Source organism: Curtobacterium sp. VKM Ac-1393 (assembly GCF_015350995.1).
In the GTDB taxonomy this organism is placed as follows: domain Bacteria; phylum Actinomycetota; class Actinomycetes; order Actinomycetales; family Microbacteriaceae; genus Curtobacterium.
Genome location: NZ_JADKRW010000009.1, coordinates 1 through 18075, shown reverse-complemented (window position 1 = coordinate 18075; position 18075 = coordinate 1). Strand labels below are relative to the sequence as shown.

Here is an 18075-nt window from a genome sequence, read left to right as displayed (position 1 = left end):
CAGTAGGCTCGCTGAAACCACTCCACGCAAAGGGGCATGATGGCGTTCAAGGGCACCACTACCGAAGGACCAGCGCCGGCGACCCCCGAGGACCTCTACATAGACTTGCCGAGGCGTCGAGACGCGGTCCCGGGCCTCTGGTCCCATCAGGTCGACCTGCTCCGTCTATACATGGAGGAGCACCAAGAAACTGCGGACCTCGCAATCGAGCTGCCAACCGGCACTGGCAAGACCCTTACCGGTCTTCTCCTGGCCGAGTGGGTGCGACGCCACACAGGCAAGCGCGTTCTTTACGCGTGCCCGACCAAGCAATTGGTAAAACAAGTGCAAGCCACAGCCGACCGCGAAGGCATTAAAGCGGTGACGCTGATTGGGCGGCATCAGGACTGGCCGATGCCAGACCAAACGGCGTTTGAGGCGGCCGAGAAGGTCGCAATAGTTACCTATAACACTATCTTTAATAGCAACCCGCACGTTGAAGTTCCCGATCTGATCATTTTCGACGATGCGCACGCAGGTGAGCAGTATGTCGGTGAATCTTATGCGGTCGACATCAAACGCCATAAGCATCCTGCCGCGTACGCGGCGGTCCTAAAGACACTGAAACCAGGTCTCGATGGTGTATTCGCTAATCGACTCTCCGAGGAGTTCCCGGACGCGAGTATCAGCGAATCTGTTCGCTTGGTGCTTCCATCGATGACCAACGGCATGCTAGCCGAACTGGACACGGCTCTGGCGTCACTATCCGATTTTAAGTTTGACTTTGCTGTCATTCGCTCTGGGCTCACTGCGTGCCTCGCGTATGTGAGTTATGGTGGGATTCTCATCCGCCCCATAATCCCACCAACAGGCGATAACAAGGTATTTCCCCGCGCACGCCAGCGCATGTACCTGTCTGCAACGCTCGGCGTTGGAGGGGAGATTGAGCGAGCGTTCGGGCGTGAGACAATTCAACGACTGCGCCTCCCAGAAACCGCACCGACGCCTCGTTCAGGACGCCGCTTCTTTGTTTTCCCAGAGCTGATGGCAAGAGTCGACCCAGTGGACGTTACGAAGCAAATCGTTGCCCGTGCCGGAAAAGCCCTCGTCCTCGGACCTGAGACGGCGCGCGCCGTCGCTCTCGGTAAAAAGCTCGTCAGCAACGATTGGCCTGTCCTCGGTATCGACGACGTCGCCGACGGAATGAAACCGTTTGCGGACTTGCCCAACGGTGTATGCGCCCTCGCTAGCCGGTACGACGGGATAGACCTGCCCGATGATGCATGCCGAGTCGTTGTCCTTGATGGGAAGCCGGATCAAGACAGCCTGCAGGAACGCTTCTTGTATGGCCGTGCGAAGGCGGGGGCCGCGATCGCAGAGCGAGTCCGTACACGCGTGGTGCAGGGGGCCGGCCGCGCTACCCGTCAGCCGAACGATGCTGCGATTGTTGTGATCCTTGACCGAGGGTTGACAAAGTATTTGCAACAGCCGGAAACGATCAACGCACTCGAGGCTGATTTGCAGGCGGAAATTCAGTTTGGGAGAACGAATAGCACTGACGTATCCGTCGAGGAAGTGCTGAGCAACGTCGATGCGTTCCTCGAACAGGGTGACGCATGGCGCTCCGGAGCTGAACCCCACATCGCCAAAGCTCGCCGGGAAGCTGTGCAGATTCTACCTGCGGGAAGCGAAGCCCTCGGGAAGTCTGTTCCACACGAAGTGGAAGCCTGCGTGTTTGCGGCCGCAAGCCAATGGGACAAGGCTGCCGCGAAGGCGCTGGACGCTGCGCGAGTCATCGGTGAAGGTGGAAACGCCACACGCGGTTATCGTTCAGTGTGGCTGTACCTCGCAGGCATTTGGACCGAATTGAATGCTGCATCCGATCCAGGAGCACATGCGAACGCCGTACAGTTGATCAGTCAGTCCGAGAAAACAGCCGAGGGCACTTGGACGCGCGAGATGCCAACTCTCACGACTGTCGCCTCGCGTGCCCTCGCGCCAGAAGACGCGTCGGCGGTGACGAAGATCGTGAGTATTCTGAGCGCCGGTGTGAACATCGGCAAGCACAACCGGCAAGTTGGCGAGATGGTGGCCGGGCTCGGTGAACGAGAACCTGGGAAGTACGAGCCGGCGTTGACAGCGCTTGGAAAGCTACTCGGTGCCGAGGCAGGGAAGCCCCCTGAGAAGGGTCGGTGTGATTCTACCTGGTGTTGGGAAAACCATCTGTGGTTAGCGATGGAAGCAAAATCCGACCATGATCTCACGGGGGTGATTACCCATAAAGAAATTCGTCAAGCGAACGATCAATTGCAACTTCTTGCATCCGATCGTGGCCACACTCCTCCGCCGCCTGGTAGTGCAACGATCATCATTTCCCCGAAGTCTGGCGTCGACATTGACGGCATCAAGGCGGCTCAATCGCATGTCTATCACATTGATTTGTCGGATCTCATGACACTTGGCAAGGACGTGGTGCAGGCCTGGAGTGAGATTCTGGCATCGAAGGACGGCCGTACGCCCTCGCAGCTTTCGGACCTGGTCCGCGAAACTATGTCCGGTCATGGTCTTTTGCCCACGCAGGTGCGAGAGGGATTCACCTCGGACCCGGTTGCAGCCGACTGAGAACACCACGGCGGACGCACGTGTCGGCGGGCGAGTCACGAGTGGCGTGTGGTCACTCTAAGAGACGGACATTCGGCCTCCGGTTGACAGGATGGTCTCAATTTCGTCGACCCGTTTCCGTCCGTTAAGTTCGGTCGCCTGCGTCATGCGGACCTGACATAAGAGCGTCGTATCGGCACGCATGAGAACAGCCGGCCACCTTGACGGGTGGTCGGCTGTTTTGCGGGGAGTGGCGTTAGTGTGCGGCGTCGTATGCGTCGCGGACGGCCTGGCTGATGCGGCCGCGGGAGGAGACTTCGTGGCCGTTCGCGGCGGCCCACTCGCGGATCTTCGCGAGCTCTTCCGAGTTGCCCCGCTTCGGAGCGGCTCCAGCGTTGGCGCGGCCGGTGCGGTCTGTGACTTTGCGGGCGGCGGCGATGTAGTCGGAGAACGCTTCGCGGAGCGCGTCGGCGTTGTCGTTGGTGAGGTCGATTTCGTAGTGTGCGCCGTCGAAGCCGAAGGTGACGGTGCGGCCGTGGCCGTCTTCGATGGTGTCGCCGGTGAGGTCGTCGATGAGGTGCGTGGTGACTTTCTGCGCCATGGTGAGGTTGCCTTTCGCTCGGGGGTCACACCTACCTTGGCATATCCGCTGCGGCGAAAGTGCAGCAGGAAGCCTGGCGGTTTATCCGGCTTTGGAAGGCGGGATGGGTTGTGTTGTGCGTTCTGGCGGGATGTTGCCGAAGGGGTAGAGCTGGCGGATGGCGGCGAGCATGTCGGGGCCGGGTTGGACTCCGAGTTCTTCCTCGAGTGCGCGGCGGAAGCGGTGGTATCGGCGGAGCGCATTGGACGGGTCACCGCGGCGGGCGTGGATCTCGATGATGAGACGGTTCGCGCTTTCTGACCAAGGCTGAGCCTGGACAGCGGACAGAGCATACGGAAGCGCTTCTGCGGTGCGTCCGGCGGCGATCAGACGTTCCGCTGCGACCTCGAGGGCTTGCGTTTGGAGGAGCTCCAACCGTTCTCGAACATCGGTGAGCCATTCCTCGTCCCACCCGGGGAGCAGTTGCTTCCCGATGGAGGCCGGCGGGGGTGTGACTGCGGAATTGGCGGTTCCGTAGATGGTCTCGTTGATCCAGGCCAGGGTGTCGTCGACATCCAGGGTGACCGTGTCGGGGAGAGAGAGGACTTCTCCGCTGAGATGGAGGAACCGGTCGTCAGCCGTCGCCATTCGGGAGAGGGCTGCCCGCAGGTTGGCTGATGACCGGGTGGTGTCGGCATCTGGCCATAACAACGCTCCCGCGTGTGAGCGGGAGAGTGGGCCGATGAGCGCGGCGGCGGCGAGGACGCGTTCGGCACTGTGCGGCAGCGGCTGCAAGTGGCCGTCACGCCGCGCCTGGAACGGGCCAATCACCCGTATTTGTCGTTCCACCGGTCTCGCGGGGAGCTCCTTAGAGGCAGGCTGTCGCTGCTCTTTTGCGCTGTCCCCTTGGCGCCGCGGCTGCCCCATGTTGCTGAGGCTATCGAGGTTCGTGAGGTTTGGTCGGACTGCTCGTCACGATGCGGTCACGCGCGGAAGACATCACCGTCACGGTGTCGTCGCACACCACCTCCATGCATGCGTCATCACCGTGTGCCTTTCGTCATGCTGCGCTGCGTTTTGTCGACGTCGGGCCGTGACTGAAGCGATGGGTTTGGTGCGGGTGTTGGGGTTTCCTGATGCCGTCTCCAACCGGAGGCGCTCACCCAACGATGGGAATATTGATGTCCGTCTCAATCGAGCAGGCTGTCGCAGCTGTCGCAGCCCTTCCCCGCCTCCAGCACCCCGTCCGGCCTGGTGGCCTCGCCGCGGTGGACGACCCCGCCGCTCCTGCGCTTGCGCCGGCTCCGCAGCCCAGCGGTAGCGCCGCGACGGTCGGCAACTCGCTGGTGTCCTTCACCTCCGACGTCTCCCCGACGCATGCCACGGAGCTGCAGTACGCGGTCGGCTTCGCGCAGTTGCATGCCGTGCAGACGGGCGGTTTCGACCCGCTCAAAGACCCGCTGGACTACTTCAAGTACGTCCAGAACATGCTGACCAACATCGGTTTCGTCGGCCAGGGGTACGCCTTCTCCGATTTCTCCCTGGCGACCCAGACCGTGGAGCTGGATCAGGTTGTTCTTCAGGTCCTCGGGGGGCTTCTCACCGCGGACGCCCTGGCGATCGCGGAGTCCGCGGTCAAGGCGCTCGAAGACTCCGCGGACAGCGGGGGAGCGCCGTGGACCATCTTCTCCAGCCACTCGCAGAGCACCAACCAGGGCACCTTCTCGCTCGGGACCGCGAACGAAACAAACGGCCAGGTCACGCTCCAGCTCTCCGCCTTCCAGATGACAGGGGCGGAAGAGACCGACAAGTTCCTGTGGGCGAGCTACTCCTCCACCAGCCTCAGCATCCAGTACGCCGACACCACGCTCACCCTGAACGACAACCTCTGGAACAGCCCGGGCGTGGGCGACACCGTCACCAGCCAGATGCAGGCCCTCTCCGCCGGGTACATCGCCGGCCTGCCGCCTCTGAAGCCGGCATGAGCGGGGCCACCGGGACCCCGTCGGGAATCCCCCTCGAGGGGGTCCCGGTGGCGACCGGCTACCTCATCGACAACACCGTTTTCTACCTGACCCCGAACCAACCAGCGCTGGCGCTGGTGACCGTCTCCGAAGTCACCGACGCGATCATCGACTGCCTCCTGTACGCCGGCAACCCCGTCCCCACCCCCGCGGCCCTTCCCACGTGGTTCCCCAACTACGTGAACGTGATGAACCAACTCGGGTGGGTCACAACCGCGACCACCACCGTCACAGCGCCCCTTGTGAGTGCTGGACAGGCATCGGCGAAGGGCATGGGAGTGCCCTGGCTGAGCATCCGCGACCAGCTCAAGCCGACCTCGAGCCCCTCCGTGATCTCAGCCCTCGGGGGACTGGTCACCAAGCTGGCCACATTGAGTGGGCCTGGCCTGCAGCACTGGAACACGCACAGTCTTGCCGGCACCGCCGGGATCGCGGTCATCGCAATCGCCGAGATCAACGGCGCGACCTGCCAGATGAGCCTCGTCGCCGCGTCCCTGACCTACCCGTCCAGCGCCCACCCCGCCCGCCTCGCGGCCTACCCCAGCCGTCCAGCCACTGCCGCCGGCAGCAGCCTCACCATCGACACCGTCACCGTGCAGATGAACCTCGACCAGCTCCTCCAGCTGACGGGGAAACTCGACCCGCTCGTCGCCGCCGTTCGGCAAGCAGTCATCACTGTGACCGCCTGAACCAACCGCTTCGACAAACCACGCACCGCCCCCTCTGACGGAAGGACACACCATGGGAATCGCAATCGACTTCCTCATCAAGCACGTTCGTCCCATCGACGACGGAACCGAGCTCCTCTGCGGCCCAGAAGTACGAGCCGGACTACGGGCCTACGGCATGACGGACACGGAAGTGACCGCCCTCTTCACCGGCTGGCGGGCAACCGCGAAACTCTCCAGCACCGACCCCCACCAAGACATCGACTTCGTGCGGACCGCATGGACCGTCGCCGAAGCGCGATGGGGTGAGCTCTACCCGACCAACAAGTCCACCATCGTGTTCCTCAACGCTCCGCTGCTGAAGGAACTCTCCTACCAGTCATCGCAACACCCGGGTCAGAACTTCACGTTCGACCCACATGAGATGCTCCCGGTGGCCGTAACGATCACGAAGGCAAGTAGCACCTACCAGATCGTGAAGGGCGCCTCCGGGTTCCAGGCCGCTGCCGACGCCGCCGGCCTCTGCATCCACTTCGAACGCCTGATCCCGTAGACCGTTCCCCTCCGGCATTGTCACCGTCGGGACATGACGGTCGCCCTGCTGAGTCTCAGTGAAGGCCCCCCGGATTCACTTGGTCGACGCAACACCTTCCTCGGAGGTGTTCCGCGTGTACCTGTCTCTGTCGTCACCGCAAGCTGTTCGGTTCCTCGCGCTGATTGCGGAGGGGCGCGGTCTCAAACCTTCCGCCCGAATCGCTGGCATCGGTAAGGAGACCGGGTACCGGTTCCTGCGTGAGCGGTATCTGCAGCTGCGCCGTTCCGGCCATGATCCCGCAGCAGCGTTGACCATCGTCGGGGTGACGAGCAGCCGTGCAGCGTCCTGGGAAGCGCGCCTGAACCTCGACGGACGGCACCATCTGCGCGTCGAGCTGAGTGTCGAGGACCGGTTCTGGTCGGCGTTCCACGCGGGCGCATCCGTCGAAGCTGCCGCGGTGGAATCCGGGCTGGGCCGCGCGACCGGCTACCGGCTTCTACGACGTCGATTCGATGAACTCCGGGAGGGAAGCTCCGTCGCATCTGCCGCCGGCACGCTTCGGCTGAGCGGGAAGCGCGCTGACTTGCTCGAACGGGAGCGGCGGAGCAGACTCCGCAGCGACCAGAGCGCCGCCACGGCGGCGCTGCGCAAGGCGTTGGCTGCTTCGGCGCGAGTTGCTGAGCTGTCACTGACGACGACGCGGCGAGGCCGAAAACCCCGTGGCGTTGAGGACGAGTACTGGCAGCTGATACGGCAGGGCATGAGTAACACCGACGCCTGCAGACTGCTGGGCATGTCTCGACGTTCCGGCACCCTGATTCGCCACCGAGCCGGCTACCGCATCCCGCCAGCGAGCCCTGTCGAGCCGGCGTCGTCGGGACGTTACCTGGCGCTGCGGGAACGACTCCAGATCGCCGACCTGCGCCGCCTGGGACTCTCGATTCGCCAGATCAGCGTCCGTCTGGGCCGGCACCCCTCGACGATCAGCCGCGAACTCCGACGACACCGGACGGGAAGCGGGGACTACTTGCCGCATCTTGCTGACGATGACGCCAGGCGCCAACGCGCCCGTCCGAAACCGCACCGCCTCGTCGCCGATGCCGCGCTTCGGCGGCTGGTGCAGCGGAAGCTGAACCGGTTCTGGTCACCGGAAGAGATCAGCGGCTGGCTACGAAAGACCTACCCCACCGACCCGGCAATGCGGATCTGCCACGAGACCATCTACCGAGCCCTGCTCCTCCGAGACGATGCCGGCCTGCACAAGCGCTACACGGGCAGACTCCGCACCGGGCGGCGGGTCCGACGCAGCAGGTGGAACAACCCCATCGGTCGAGGGTCCCGGATCCGGAACATGGCCAGCATCACCATGCGTCCAGTCGAGGCCGCCGACAAGCTGACCGCCGGCCACTGGGAAGGTGACCTCATCGTCGGTGTCGGTTCCGTGTCCGCGATGGCCACCCTCCGTGAACGCACCACCCACTACGGCATCGTCGTGAACCTCCCGAACGATCACACTGCGCGCAGCGTCAACGCCGCGATCACGGAAGCGTTCGCTGCGATCCCCAAGCACCTGAAACGGTCGCTGACCTGGGATCAGGGCGTCGAGATGGCTGCCCACGAACAACTGACCGCCACGACCGGCGTCCCCGTGTTCTTCGCCGACCGTTCCAGCCCCTGGCAGCGCGGCGCGAACGAGAACTTCAACGGACTCCTCCGGCAGTACTTCCCCAAGGGCACGAACCTTGCCCTCCACAGCAGCAGCCACGTCACCGCGGTGATGAACGAGCTCAACAACCGCCCGCGAAAGCGCCTCGACTACGACACTCCAGCCAAACGATTCAACGCCGAGAAGCGCCGCATCACTGCCCTCCAGCTACCCTGAAACCAGCCCCAGATCAACCATCTGTTGCGTCGACCCTCAGAATCCGCCGCCCCGTCACCGCACAGATCCCCGGGCGGGTCTTTTGCGACACCGTGAAGCTTGGATACAGCGGGTGCAGGTGCTACAGGCGAGCGTGCGGTAGCCGATCGCCTACCGGGCGTGGAGTTTGAGGTAGTCGAGAGCCTGGCGGACCGTCTCTTCAAGTGGGCGGGTGCTGTCGATGACGAGCCGATCGTCCGTGCGAGGCTCGTACTCCTCGGCGGTGCGCTGTACCTCGTCCCACGTCGGCAAAGTGAACCCGGGCAGGTCGTTCGCACGCTGTTCCACGCGGCGACGGTGTTCGTCGACGTCCGCACACACAACCTCGATCACGCGCAGCGGCACCCCGGCGGCTTCCGCTGTCGACGCCCATCCGGCCCGAGCGGGTTCAACGCCGCTCACCGCGTCCGCGATGACCGTCTGTCCTCGCCGCAGGTTCGGTACCGCGATGGCATGCATTATCGAGTACGCGGCGATCCCGGACTGCTCGCGCGGGATTTGGTACTTCCACATCGCACCCTCGATCGCGTCGACGCGGAGCGTCAGCGAGGGCATCAGCTCCGCGATCGCAGCAGACAGCGTCGACTTCCCTGCCCCGGGAAGACCACAAACCTGAACCAGCATCGACAACTCCTTCGTTGGCTGTAGCTCCTTGTCTATCGGTCGGCGACGCGCAGGACCAGCGAAGCTGATACTCCGCCGAAGCTTCGACCGCGTATCCGATCACCGGTCGTGGATCGGACCGTCTGCAAGAGTGACGGCATGCTTTCTCCGCAATCGCTGTCCGAGGATGATCGTCGTCTTGTTGCCGCGTGGGCGGCTGATTGCGCCGAGAGGGTCCTGCCCCTCTTTGAGGCCGAATCTCCGGACGACAGCCGACCACGAGACGGCATCACTCGAGCGCGAGCGTTCTCACGGGGTGAGCTCGATGCGGCAGGAGAGATTCGGCGCCGTTTCGTCGCGGGCCGGGCCGCGCAGTCGGCAACATCCGTGGCGGGCAAGGCCGCAGCGTGGTCCGCGGGGCAGGCCGCCGGCGTAGCGCACATGGGTGCTCACGCTCTCGGTGCAGCCGCTTACGCGGCGAAGGCGGCCGAGCTTGCGACGCCGGGACAAGGCGACGCCGAGGTGCTGTGGCAGCTGCAGCACATGAGCCGCGCAGTCAGGGAGGCGCTCGAGACCCTGCCACTCCTCGGAGAAGACCCGTCAGGCCCTCTCGGCTCCGGGCTCTTGGCTTCCGGAGCGCTCGGAAGAACGGTCCGCACTCTGCAAGCCGCACTTAGGAGCACCGAACAGGCCTGAGCTCGCGCTACGGCTGCCTTACGACCGTTCCGATAGGGGATCCGTTAGCGGACGCCACTAACGGAGCTTAATGACTCGCGAGATTCGAACCCCAGCTCCGCGCGGGGCTCGCCCACTGAACGATCGCTGCATCCCGACCACTTTTCCCGGCGCGGGCAAGCTCGTCCGCGGGTACCCACATGGCCTGACATGATCACAGCACCGTAGTGAGCACGCCCCCGTCGGCGCGCAGCGCGGCCCCGTTCGTCGCTGAAGAACGCGGGCTGGCCAGGTATGCCACGAGGTTCGCCAACTCCGACGGCTCAATGAACCGCTTGAGGAGTGTCGTGCGGTTCTGCCCGATGATCGCGTCTCGCACCGCGTCGAGGGGCGCTGACTGAGCGGTTGCGATGGACTCGACGGCCGCTGCGACACCGTCGGAGTAGGTCGGGCCGCCGAGCACGCTGTTGACTGTGACCCCGGTCCCCCGCGTGCGTTTGGCCAGGCCATTTGCGACCGCGAGCATCGCAGCTTTCGTGGTGCCGTAGTGCACCATGTCGACCGGCACGTTCACCCCGGACTCGCTGCTGATGAACACAACACGCCCCCAGCCTCGCTCGAGCATGCCGCCCATCAGCCGGCGGGAGAGGCGCACGCCGCTCATCACGTTCACGTCGAAGTAGCGCTGCCAGGTGTCGTCATCGACGTCGTCGAAGTCAGCGAGGCCGAAGAGCCCAACGTTGTTGACGAGGACATCGACCTGGCCGAGGTCCTCGAGAAGGCGCTCGACGGCTTCTGCGTCGCCGAAGTCGGCGACGAGCCCGGACGGCTTTGATCCTGGGTGCGCACTCCGGAGCCGGTTGACCGCATCCTGCACACGGCCGGTATCCCTGCCGTTGACCACGACGGCCGCCCCCTCGCCGGTGAGTGCAGACGCGACGGCGTAGCCGATGCCGCCGGTCGAGCCGCTGACGAACGCCGTTTTACCCTCGAGTCGCAGATCCATCTGTTGCCTTCCTGCTGATCAGGACTTGCCTACGCAAGTACGGAGTGTACGGTATCACTTGCGTGGGCAAGTCAATACGCTGCGATATCCTCTCTCCATGTCGACGTCGGAAGCGCCTCAGGGACTGAACGCGGAACAGCTCCAGGTCTGGGGTTCCCTCGCCACGCTGCTCGAGCGGCTGCCGGTCGCGCTCGATGCCCAACTTCAGCGCGACAGCGACCTGACCCACTTCGAGCACGGCGTGCTATTTGCACTCGATACAGCACCGGACCGCACCCTGCGGATGAGCACGCTCGCGGGCTATGCGAGTTCGACTCTCTCGCGGCTGTCCCGTGCCGCGGCCCGGCTCGAGAGCAAGGGGTGGGTGCGTCGCGCCCCGGACCCAAAAGACGGGCGATTCACGTTGGCGATTCTCACCGAGGATGGCCATGACAAGGTGCTTCTCTCAACACCCGCGCACCACGCCCTGGTGGAGCACCTCGTCTTCGACGCGCTCTCGCAGACTCAGGTACGGCAGCTGCAGGCGATCAGTCACCGCATCTCCGCTGCAGTCAACACAGCACCGGCTTGGACCGCCCCGACTGTGCGATAGCGGATCCCCAAGCGGAACGGGTCTCAGCTGGCCGCGCTTTCCGTTCCGGACCGCCACCAGTGCCGGAACGTGGCTCGGTCGAGCCACGTTCGTGTGCCCGAATAATCGATCCCCGGGATCGGTTACCGAGACCGTCCACGGTCATCAGATCCTTGCAGCAGCTCAGCATCACTAGGCTTCCCCGGATGTCTACTAACCCGTTCGGCGAAGTCCCCGTCCTACCGGTCGCTGTCCCCGTCGGCGCCGTCGTGTTCCTCATCCAGCTTGCGCTCCTGCTCAGGGGGCAACGTTTCACCCGGCCGCGCGCGGCTGTCGCGGCCGCCATCGCCGTCTACGCCGCGGGAATCTTCGCGAACACGGTCTTCCCGATCTTTCTCAACCCGACGCCAAGGTCTGAGCCATGGGAGCCGGCGCTGGCACTGATCCCGTTCCAGGACTACGAGCTCGCGGACGCGCTCACCAACCTGGCGGTGTTCATACCGCTCGGCATCCTCATACCGCTCCTGATGCGCCGGCCGTCCTGGTGGAAGGTGCTGCTGACCTCGGCGGTGGTCAGCCTGACAATCGAGCTACTGCAACTCGCCGCGCAGAAGCTGTTCTCCGGTGGTCACGTCGCTGACGTCAACGACTTCATCTGGAACACCTTCGGGGGAATCCTCGGCTACGTAATCTTCGTTCTGCTCACACGTGTACCGATCTTGTCCGCACTCGCGGACCGGTTCCGCTGGCACACGAACCCCGGGGCAGCACCCACCGCCTAAACCGCGGAGCAGCGCCCGCTTGGGGATCGGCTATCGGACACGTTAGCGACGACGCCGGAAGATGCCGACCACTCCGACGATGACGATGACAACAACGGCCGCAACGATGAGCCATACCGGCACGGACATGCCGTGCTGAGAACCAGCGCCGCCGGCTGGGCCGGCGAGCAGAAGCAGGATTGAGTTCATGACGTAGGCCTCCAAGCAGTTCAGGTCAGCTTGCCACTGGCAGGTGTGCCGGAGGCCGATCGGCTATCGGACGATGCGTAGCTACCCGGGGTGCACAATCTCGTCGAGAAGGTTGTCGGCGTCGTTCGCGGCCGCCTGGCCGAGCGAGAGCATCTCCCGTACCTGACGCAGCCGCCCCTCCACCGCCGTGTCTCCGGATGATTGAGCGGCGAGGATCAGATCCGACAGTGCGGCGTGCGCGTCGTCGCGGTCCTTCGTCTCACCGCCCACGGAATAGCCACGCAGGGCCTGGCTGGCGCGAGTCACTACTGCTGAGTTGAGGGTCATGCGGCGCAGCCTAGGTCATCGGCCCGACGCGACAGAGGCCCGGTCACCAACGGTGACCGGGCCTCTACGCGAAAGGATGCTCGGGTCAGCCCTTCACGTTCTTGGGGTCGTTGCCCGGCGCGATCGTGTCCTTCGCGCGCACCTGGCCCTCCCGGTTGTGGATGGAGAGTTCACCGCCACCCTGGTTGTTGATGATCGTCCGCGCGCGGTCGATCGCCTCAGCCTGGGTGTCGGTGTGTGCGGAGGCTCGGCTTCCGCCGCCCCGCACGTCCCAGCCGCCGTTCGGGTTGGGCACCACGTTCCTGTTGCTACTCATGTCACCTCCCTCGTCACGAACAAGGTAACCCCGACCGCCGACACCTAAATATGACACGCCGTATGGCTGTGTTACAGATGTGTGACGACGGGAGGCTAGTCGTCGGGCCGGCTGGTAGCTCGGATGCCGGAGAAGGAGCGAGGCGGCTCAACGCCCGTCGTGCGCCGGGCCTCCGTACGTGCGCGGTCACGGGTGCCGTCGAGCCCGTACACAGTGCCGCACTCCGAGCACGATGTGCCGCCGGCGGGATCGTCGTCGATTGGTTCGAACCAGATCACGGATTGGTCGAAGCCGCAGCCCTCGCACGCTCGCCCGAACACCATGCCGCTGTCGTAGTCGGTCATGTCGCCCCTCTCGTTGTGGGGACGGTACCGATGGGCGCCGACAACCAGGTACCTGCTCGAGCATCCGGTGCGAACCCGCGGTGAGCGGCCACCTCCAGGCGCGACCGACAACCGAGCCGTGCGCTCCACTGGATTGGCGATGAGGCTGTCACAAACGATCGTTTGTGGCACATCCGATTCGGAGCTGCTCGAAGGGCCTGATTGGCGGCGCGTCGTGTGGCGGATACCAGTGCCACTATCTCTGCATCAATACCAACCCGGTGTGACGAGTTCCGTTACGTTTCTGCGCATGGGTGAGCGTCTCGGGTACGCGCGGGTGTCGACGACGGATCAGGATGCGGCGTTGCAGCTCGACGCGTTGCACGCGGCCGGCTGCTACCGGGTCTGGACCGACACCATGTCCGGGTCGCTCGAGCACCGTCCGGAGCTCGCGAACCTGCTTGATCAGCTCCGTCCGGGTGACACGCTCGTGGTGTGGCGGCTTGACCGGCGTGACCGGCTTGGCCGGTCGATCCGGAACCTCATTGACCAGCTGCAGGCGTTGGGGGAGCGGGGTGTGGGGTTCCGGTCGTTGCAGGAGTCGATCGACACGACCTCTCCGGGTGGCCGGTTGGTGTTCCAGGTGTTCGCGGCGTTGGCGGAGTTCGAACGGGACCTCATCAAGGAACGCACCCACGCCGGCCTCGCGGCGGCGCGCGCTCGTGGGCGGACGGGTGGTCGGCCGCCGCGGCTATCGGCGGACCAGGCGCGGACGGCCCGGCGCTTGTATGACCAGCGGGACATGACGGTTGCGCAGATTGGTGACGTCCTCGGGGTGAGTCGGACAACGGTGTATCGGGCTCTCCGGCGCGATAGCGACCCGGTCGCGGGACGCCGCAGCAAGACCGTGCCGACGCACCTCGAACGTTGACGTTGATCACCTACGAAGACGCGCAGCGTCTGACTGGCAGTGAGCTCGAAGCGCAGCAGCGTGCCGTGGTGACCGCGCTGCGCCAGCTCAGCCGGAGTGTGCCGACGTACTGGGATGACCGGACCGACCTTGAGCGTGCGCGCCGGATCCTTGCCCGGGTGGATCGGGACCGACGCGCTGGCTGCTAGCCGGAGTGTTGCAGTGACAGCAGTCAGACACGGTTCTCGTCGGCTGCCCGCCAGTCGCCTCTCCAGCGGCGTGGGTGCAGAAAGAGGGCTCCCCTCCGGCGATGTCGGCGTGCTCCTTCCGATGTTGGTCGGAAATCGGCTACGGAGCTGTGCGGCGTGTGCTGGCAGCGGTGTTCGGAGCGCGGAATCACTGCGTCCTCGAACAGGGGGCACGAACCTGAACGCCTTTACATTGTCTGGCTGCGGTCGGTGCCCTAGGTTGTGGAACAGATAGGGGGTCGCAATGTTGCAGAACAGCGGTCGGATTGTTGCTGTCGCGTTGAGCACTGTGGCGCTCATCGCCACTGCGGGGTGTTCAACGCAAGGAGTTCATGCCAAGACAGCGGCGGCTACTTCGCATTGGCCGGTGGACCCGATCGTGCAATTGCGCGACAAGTCGCACGATTTCTACACCGATGCGACACCAGTGCTGCATCGACGCGGAACCGGCACGAAGACTTTTACGCTCAAATCCGTCCCGGCTGGCACAACGCAGATCACGTACTACGTGTCGTGCAGTCCGTCGAGTCATTATCAGGTGACAATGGGCAAGAATTTCGACGGGCCGTGCGCGAACGTGGTGCAGAACAGTGGCGGAATTCCCTTGGCTTCCACGGGTGAAGTGAAGGTCAAGATCAAGCTTCCGGCGAAGACATCGTTCTACATCGTCGGTATTCCCGATAGTAATTAACTGACACCCTTGGGGGGACAATTGAAGAAAATCATCGCGACGTCGGTGCTCGCTGCTGCGCTCATCGGCTTCGGAGGGACCGCGGCACACGCTGACACGGCTCCGACCACGGACCCGGCAGAATCCGGCGACACGTCGGTGTCCACGGACGCCACCGATGGCGGGATCGTGTCCGACAACGGAACTGTCGTGACCGTCGGTGACGTGCCGATCAGCAACCATCCCGGGACGATCGACTCACCCAACGGTCTGTGTGAAGGGGGAGTCGTGAGCCGCAAGGCGACTGAGACCCTGACGAACTTCACGATCGCGACCGGCCGGGACAGCACCGTCAGCGGTGACAGCGGCGTCACTTTGACGATCAGTCGGTCCACGACGTTCGGCGTGACCGGGACGATCTCATCCACCACGAGCGTGTCGGCATCTGATGTGATCACGACGGTCAAGGAGGACGTCGGTGTTTCCGTGGCGGCGACCAAGTCCGGGACGAGCAGCACCAGCGGTGCGTGGAAGGTGCCGTCCGCGTGGAAACGCGGTCAGCTGCAGATCGGTGCGATCAAGCACAAGGGCTCGGTCCAGAAGTACGTCGAGAACAAGGCCTGCAAGAAGGTCGCGTCGGGTACTGCCGCGACCTACAACATCCCCGAGACCGGGTGGTATTTCCACCACGTCAAGCTCGGCTAACCCGTCACGCCAGACAGAAGCACCCACCCCGCTCCACGGGTTGGGTGCTTTGCGTGATTACGGCAATTGTTTGCTGTGGCGAAGAGCCACTGGCCACCGGACGCCGAAGTGAGCTCAGTCATTGAGGTTCCGATTGGGCTGTCGCAACATTGGCAGTCCGGCCGTTACTCGCTCAACGATAAAGCAGCGAAACGGGACGCCCTCGGGTTGCTCGGAGGAGCTTTTCGAAGCGTGGGCCGCAGGTGGCGTGGCAGGGTAAGGTTTGATGTACCAGATGCGTTTTTCGCGTCAGTTTCGGAAATGCTATATCGGGGATTCACTGTCAGTGATATCGGAGCGTGCGGATGCATAGCTCTGAATGTGAATCAATTCGCCGATGACGACTGCGAGCCGCACGGCCATGCCTACCGCGAGGACGGCGTATCCGATGATTACGAACGCCTTCGTCCATGCTGTCCAGATCGTCGATCGGCGATCGGCGATCGGTGGCCGGGTGGCCGGGTGGCCGGGTGGCCGGGTGGCCGGGTGGCGCTGTACGTGCTCGGAACCACCCATCATGATTGGCGACGGGAGAGAGTGACGGGGGAGTGGTGTGACCGAAGTGTCGGGTGGTGGGCCGGGAGCAAGACGACGGGTGAGTGGGGTGTCCGTTGGTCTCGCGATCGCGGCTCTGGTGGCGTTGTTGGTGGCGTTTGTGCCGTACTTCTTCGGCGGTCTCTTGGCCGGTTACGGGCAGGACGGCGGCGACGGTGGTGACGGCGGCGGTCCCGGTGGGTTCGCTGGCTACGGAGTCGTCGCGATCGTGCTCGGTGTCGGGATCCCCGGGTGGGCGCTGGTTTGGGGCATCGTCGACGTGCGGCGGACTCGTGGGACACCGGGTGCAGCGCTCCTGGTCGGAGCTGTGGCGCTGGGTATCGCTCTCTGCACGATCGTCCCCGGGTCGGTGACGATCATCCGGACCTCGGTGCGGCTGCAGGCGGCGTACGAGCGGGAGAATCCGCGGTCAGAGGTGCTGGCGACGGCGAGAGCCGAGGCCCGAGCATCGGAGAGCGCGGCCTCGCCGGCGGGTCGGGCTGCGGAACGCAACGCTCCCGCGCGCCGGGCCGCGACGAAGCAGCGACTCGACGCTGTGAGCCAAGCCGTAATGGATGCGCTGGCGATCACACCGGACGACATCGTCCCCGCTGGGCAGTCATTGCCGACGGGTTCGGCTGCGGCGCGGTCTGTCCGCGTCACCCCGTCCACGGGGCACTGCGATGCGGGATACGGTCCGAAGGCGGGCATGTTCTACCGGTGGGACCTCTTCCTCGATGATTCCGTCGACCCGGTCCGCGCTGCCGCGGCGGTCCGGGCAGCGGTCGAGGCGACCGTGCCGGGTGCTGATCTGCAGCAGCAGAAGGTCGATGCCAGCTCGAGCCGGTTGGAGTTCACGGACGACGTGTCCGGCTCTCCGGACTTGCATGGAAGCTTCACGTGGGGGGACGGCATCGGCTCGACCAGCCGGATCGTCGCCCTCGACACGGCTTGTCACTGAGCGCGTTGCAGTGCGGCACCCGAACCGCGGTCAGCGCAGGTTCGGCGGTCCCTGGTGCTTCGCGATGATGACGAGTCCATAGATGCGTGACCACACGTACGCGATGATCGCCACGCCCAGTCCCACGAGGCCGATGGCCCCGAGCGCGGCACTGTTCAGGTGAGCGGCGCCGTTGATGCCGAACGCTCCGCCGCCGACGACCGCTGCGATGAACGCGACCATCTGGATGCGGAGCTTGAACTGCACCCGTTTCTTGTGTTCCCCGACCGCGATGATGTCCGACACTGTGTCCCCCTTGGTGGCAGACCATCCGCCCCAGGGCGATGCTAACCCGCGGAGCAGCTCAGCACTGACCCATCTGACGCCGACACGGAGGCGCAAGGCTGCAACTGAACCCGGCCGAACGTGCAGGATCGAACAACACGACATCCCTGGACACCGAGAATGAGTCCGCCGTCGCTCTCGTCCGCCATCGGTGTTGGTACACCCGAGCGCAGTCTCGGTCGCTCTGACCGGCGAATGCCGCATCTGCGTCGCGTGGAGTTCGTACCCATAGCGGGCCGTCGTTCTACTCGTCCTTCAGGCGGTGGAGTGTCCCGTCGCGGTGCGCGGTGCGCGGTGCGTCTATGGGGCGCGCCGTACCGGTGATCATTGTCGCGGAAGTCCTGCAATGTAGGCGGTCAGGACGGAGACGGGGTCGAGCGGTGCAACCGCAGCCGTCCGGTAGAGCAACATCGCGTCGATGAGGCCGACGAGATCGACCGCCGCGCGGTCAGGGTCGTCCACTCGGAGCGCGTTTAGGAGTGATCGGGCTGTTTCGTTCAGCCGGCCGCGCACCGGATCGGCCCCGGTGAGCGGCGCGCGGAGTTCCTCGTCCGCCCGGAGCTCGAGCAGGAGCGCGAGGCGAG

At 64.5% G+C, this 18075-nt stretch carries 23 protein-coding genes; 13 read left to right on the top strand and 10 right to left on the bottom strand.

What is annotated here, in order from left to right; all coding sequences use genetic code 11:
* Positions 1-36 precede the first annotated feature (36 nt).
* Entirely contained in the window at positions 37-2601 is a 2565-nt protein-coding gene (locus tag ITJ59_RS17745) for a DEAD/DEAH box helicase family protein (RefSeq protein WP_323749551.1), read from the top strand.
* 235 nt (positions 2602-2836) lie between these two features.
* Here the strand turns inward: ITJ59_RS17745 and ITJ59_RS17740 are convergent, their stop codons facing one another.
* Together ITJ59_RS17740 and ITJ59_RS17735 are read right to left on the bottom strand one after the other, a co-directional pair.
* Positions 2837-3181: a histone-like nucleoid-structuring protein Lsr2 gene (locus ITJ59_RS17740; RefSeq protein ID WP_194652632.1), complete on the bottom strand. Its 345-nt coding sequence runs from the start codon at positions 3179-3181 to the stop codon at positions 2837-2839.
* A gap of 81 nt (positions 3182-3262) precedes the next feature.
* Positions 3263-4087, bottom strand: a complete 825-nt coding sequence (locus ITJ59_RS17735) for an AfsR/SARP family transcriptional regulator (protein WP_228511864.1) — start codon at positions 4085-4087, stop codon at positions 3263-3265.
* A gap of 341 nt (positions 4088-4428) precedes the next feature.
* Here ITJ59_RS17735 and ITJ59_RS17730 point away from each other — a divergent pair, with 341 nt between their 5' ends.
* The 4 genes from ITJ59_RS17730 to ITJ59_RS17715 all read left to right on the top strand — a co-directional run bounded on the left by ITJ59_RS17730 (position 4429) and on the right by ITJ59_RS17715 (position 8269).
* The gene (locus tag ITJ59_RS17730) at positions 4429-5145 is read left to right on the top strand and encodes a hypothetical protein (protein ID WP_194652630.1); all 717 of its coding nucleotides are present in this window, start codon (positions 4429-4431) and stop codon (positions 5143-5145) included.
* Positions 5146-5192: 47 nt separating this feature from the next.
* Positions 5193-5873, top strand: coding sequence for a hypothetical protein (locus tag ITJ59_RS17725; protein WP_194652629.1), 681 nt, complete (start codon positions 5193-5195; stop codon positions 5871-5873).
* Positions 5874-5925: 52 nt separating this feature from the next.
* The gene (locus ITJ59_RS17720) at positions 5926-6405 is read left to right on the top strand and encodes a hypothetical protein (protein ID WP_194652628.1); all 480 of its coding nucleotides are present in this window, start codon (positions 5926-5928) and stop codon (positions 6403-6405) included.
* A gap of 115 nt (positions 6406-6520) precedes the next feature.
* The gene (locus ITJ59_RS17715) at positions 6521-8269 is read left to right on the top strand and encodes an IS30 family transposase (protein ID WP_323749550.1); all 1749 of its coding nucleotides are present in this window, start codon (positions 6521-6523) and stop codon (positions 8267-8269) included.
* A gap of 150 nt (positions 8270-8419) precedes the next feature.
* On the opposite strand, the gene ITJ59_RS17710 is transcribed toward ITJ59_RS17715, so the two are convergent.
* The gene (locus tag ITJ59_RS17710) at positions 8420-8932 is read right to left on the bottom strand and encodes an AAA family ATPase (protein ID WP_228511892.1); all 513 of its coding nucleotides are present in this window, start codon (positions 8930-8932) and stop codon (positions 8420-8422) included.
* Positions 8933-9070: 138 nt separating this feature from the next.
* On the opposite strand from ITJ59_RS17710, the gene ITJ59_RS19280 reads away from it, so the two are divergent.
* Positions 9071-9607 (top strand): putative immunity protein, encoded by a 537-nt coding sequence (locus ITJ59_RS19280; RefSeq protein WP_228511862.1) that lies wholly within the window; start codon positions 9071-9073, stop codon positions 9605-9607.
* Positions 9608-9800: 193 nt separating this feature from the next.
* Here ITJ59_RS19280 and ITJ59_RS17705 read toward each other — a convergent pair whose 3' ends face one another.
* A complete protein-coding gene (locus ITJ59_RS17705) occupies positions 9801-10592 on the bottom strand; it encodes an SDR family NAD(P)-dependent oxidoreductase (protein WP_194652626.1) in 792 nt (263 codons plus the stop codon).
* 97 nt (positions 10593-10689) lie between these two features.
* Between ITJ59_RS17705 and ITJ59_RS17700 the strand changes: the two genes are divergently transcribed.
* On the top strand, positions 10690-11184 hold the full coding sequence (locus ITJ59_RS17700) for a MarR family winged helix-turn-helix transcriptional regulator (RefSeq protein ID WP_194652625.1): 495 nt from the start codon (positions 10690-10692) through the stop codon (positions 11182-11184).
* 248 nt (positions 11185-11432) lie between these two features.
* Positions 11433-11945 (top strand): VanZ family protein, encoded by a 513-nt coding sequence (locus ITJ59_RS17695; protein ID WP_323749549.1) that lies wholly within the window; start codon positions 11433-11435, stop codon positions 11943-11945.
* Between the two features lie 42 nt (positions 11946-11987).
* Here ITJ59_RS17695 and ITJ59_RS17690 read toward each other — a convergent pair whose 3' ends face one another.
* From ITJ59_RS17690 to ITJ59_RS17675, 4 genes are all read right to left on the bottom strand, one after another.
* A complete protein-coding gene (locus ITJ59_RS17690) occupies positions 11988-12134 on the bottom strand; it encodes a hypothetical protein (RefSeq protein ID WP_194652624.1) in 147 nt (48 codons plus the stop codon).
* A gap of 81 nt (positions 12135-12215) precedes the next feature.
* Positions 12216-12461, bottom strand: a complete 246-nt coding sequence (locus ITJ59_RS17685; RefSeq protein ID WP_194652623.1) for a hypothetical protein — start codon at positions 12459-12461, stop codon at positions 12216-12218.
* 85 nt (positions 12462-12546) lie between these two features.
* On the bottom strand, positions 12547-12777 hold the full coding sequence (locus ITJ59_RS17680) for a DUF2188 domain-containing protein (RefSeq protein ID WP_111124171.1): 231 nt from the start codon (positions 12775-12777) through the stop codon (positions 12547-12549).
* A gap of 95 nt (positions 12778-12872) precedes the next feature.
* Positions 12873-13121 carry a hypothetical protein gene (locus tag ITJ59_RS17675; protein ID WP_194652622.1) on the bottom strand — a complete coding sequence of 83 codons (249 nt, stop codon included), beginning with the start codon at positions 13119-13121 and terminating at the stop codon, positions 12873-12875.
* A 289-nt stretch (positions 13122-13410) separates the two neighbouring features.
* Here ITJ59_RS17675 and ITJ59_RS17670 point away from each other — a divergent pair, with 289 nt between their 5' ends.
* The 5 genes from ITJ59_RS17670 to ITJ59_RS17650 all read left to right on the top strand — a co-directional run bounded on the left by ITJ59_RS17670 (position 13411) and on the right by ITJ59_RS17650 (position 17167).
* A complete protein-coding gene (locus ITJ59_RS17670; RefSeq protein WP_133939098.1) occupies positions 13411-14031 on the top strand; it encodes a recombinase family protein in 621 nt (206 codons plus the stop codon).
* A 2-nt stretch (positions 14032-14033) separates the two neighbouring features.
* Positions 14034-14219: a hypothetical protein gene (locus ITJ59_RS17665; RefSeq protein WP_166673406.1), complete on the top strand. Its 186-nt coding sequence runs from the start codon at positions 14034-14036 to the stop codon at positions 14217-14219.
* Between the two features lie 283 nt (positions 14220-14502).
* Positions 14503-14949 (top strand): hypothetical protein, encoded by a 447-nt coding sequence (locus ITJ59_RS17660; RefSeq protein ID WP_194652620.1) that lies wholly within the window; start codon positions 14503-14505, stop codon positions 14947-14949.
* 21 nt (positions 14950-14970) lie between these two features.
* On the top strand, positions 14971-15633 hold the full coding sequence (locus ITJ59_RS17655; protein WP_194652619.1) for a hypothetical protein: 663 nt from the start codon (positions 14971-14973) through the stop codon (positions 15631-15633).
* 643 nt (positions 15634-16276) lie between these two features.
* Positions 16277-17167 (top strand): hypothetical protein, encoded by an 891-nt coding sequence (locus ITJ59_RS17650; RefSeq protein ID WP_194652618.1) that lies wholly within the window; start codon positions 16277-16279, stop codon positions 17165-17167.
* Positions 17168-17197: 30 nt separating this feature from the next.
* Here ITJ59_RS17650 and ITJ59_RS17645 read toward each other — a convergent pair whose 3' ends face one another.
* Positions 17198-17452, bottom strand: a complete 255-nt coding sequence (locus ITJ59_RS17645) for a hypothetical protein (RefSeq protein ID WP_111086732.1) — start codon at positions 17450-17452, stop codon at positions 17198-17200.
* Between the two features lie 363 nt (positions 17453-17815).
* Positions 17816-18075 (bottom strand): hypothetical protein (locus ITJ59_RS17640; protein WP_228511860.1); only part of this gene is annotated, 260 nt, incomplete at its 5' end.

Bases quoted from the DNA above. Each gene is read 5' to 3' on its own strand.
- ITJ59_RS17745 (WP_323749551.1), top strand. From the start codon at position 37: ATGATGGCGTTCAAGGGCACCACTACCGAAGGACCAGCGCCGGCGACC.
- ITJ59_RS17740 (WP_194652632.1), bottom strand. From the start codon at position 3,181: ATGGCGCAGAAAGTCACCACGCACCTCATCGACGACCTCACCGGCGAC.
- ITJ59_RS17735 (WP_228511864.1), bottom strand. From the start codon at position 4,087: ATGGGGCAGCCGCGGCGCCAAGGGGACAGCGCAAAAGAGCAGCGACAG.
- ITJ59_RS17720 (WP_194652628.1), top strand. From the start codon at position 5,926: ATGGGAATCGCAATCGACTTCCTCATCAAGCACGTTCGTCCCATCGAC.
- ITJ59_RS17710 (WP_228511892.1), bottom strand. From the start codon at position 8,932: ATGCTGGTTCAGGTTTGTGGTCTTCCCGGGGCAGGGAAGTCGACGCTG.
- ITJ59_RS19280 (WP_228511862.1), top strand. From the start codon at position 9,071: ATGCTTTCTCCGCAATCGCTGTCCGAGGATGATCGTCGTCTTGTTGCC.
- ITJ59_RS17705 (WP_194652626.1), bottom strand. From the start codon at position 10,592: ATGGATCTGCGACTCGAGGGTAAAACGGCGTTCGTCAGCGGCTCGACC.
- ITJ59_RS17700 (WP_194652625.1), top strand. From the start codon at position 10,690: ATGTCGACGTCGGAAGCGCCTCAGGGACTGAACGCGGAACAGCTCCAG.
- ITJ59_RS17690 (WP_194652624.1), bottom strand. From the start codon at position 12,134: ATGAACTCAATCCTGCTTCTGCTCGCCGGCCCAGCCGGCGGCGCTGGT.
- ITJ59_RS17685 (WP_194652623.1), bottom strand. From the start codon at position 12,461: ATGACCCTCAACTCAGCAGTAGTGACTCGCGCCAGCCAGGCCCTGCGT.
- ITJ59_RS17680 (WP_111124171.1), bottom strand. From the start codon at position 12,777: ATGAGTAGCAACAGGAACGTGGTGCCCAACCCGAACGGCGGCTGGGAC.
- ITJ59_RS17675 (WP_194652622.1), bottom strand. From the start codon at position 13,121: ATGACCGACTACGACAGCGGCATGGTGTTCGGGCGAGCGTGCGAGGGC.
- ITJ59_RS17670 (WP_133939098.1), top strand. From the start codon at position 13,411: ATGGGTGAGCGTCTCGGGTACGCGCGGGTGTCGACGACGGATCAGGAT.
- ITJ59_RS17660 (WP_194652620.1), top strand. From the start codon at position 14,503: ATGTTGCAGAACAGCGGTCGGATTGTTGCTGTCGCGTTGAGCACTGTG.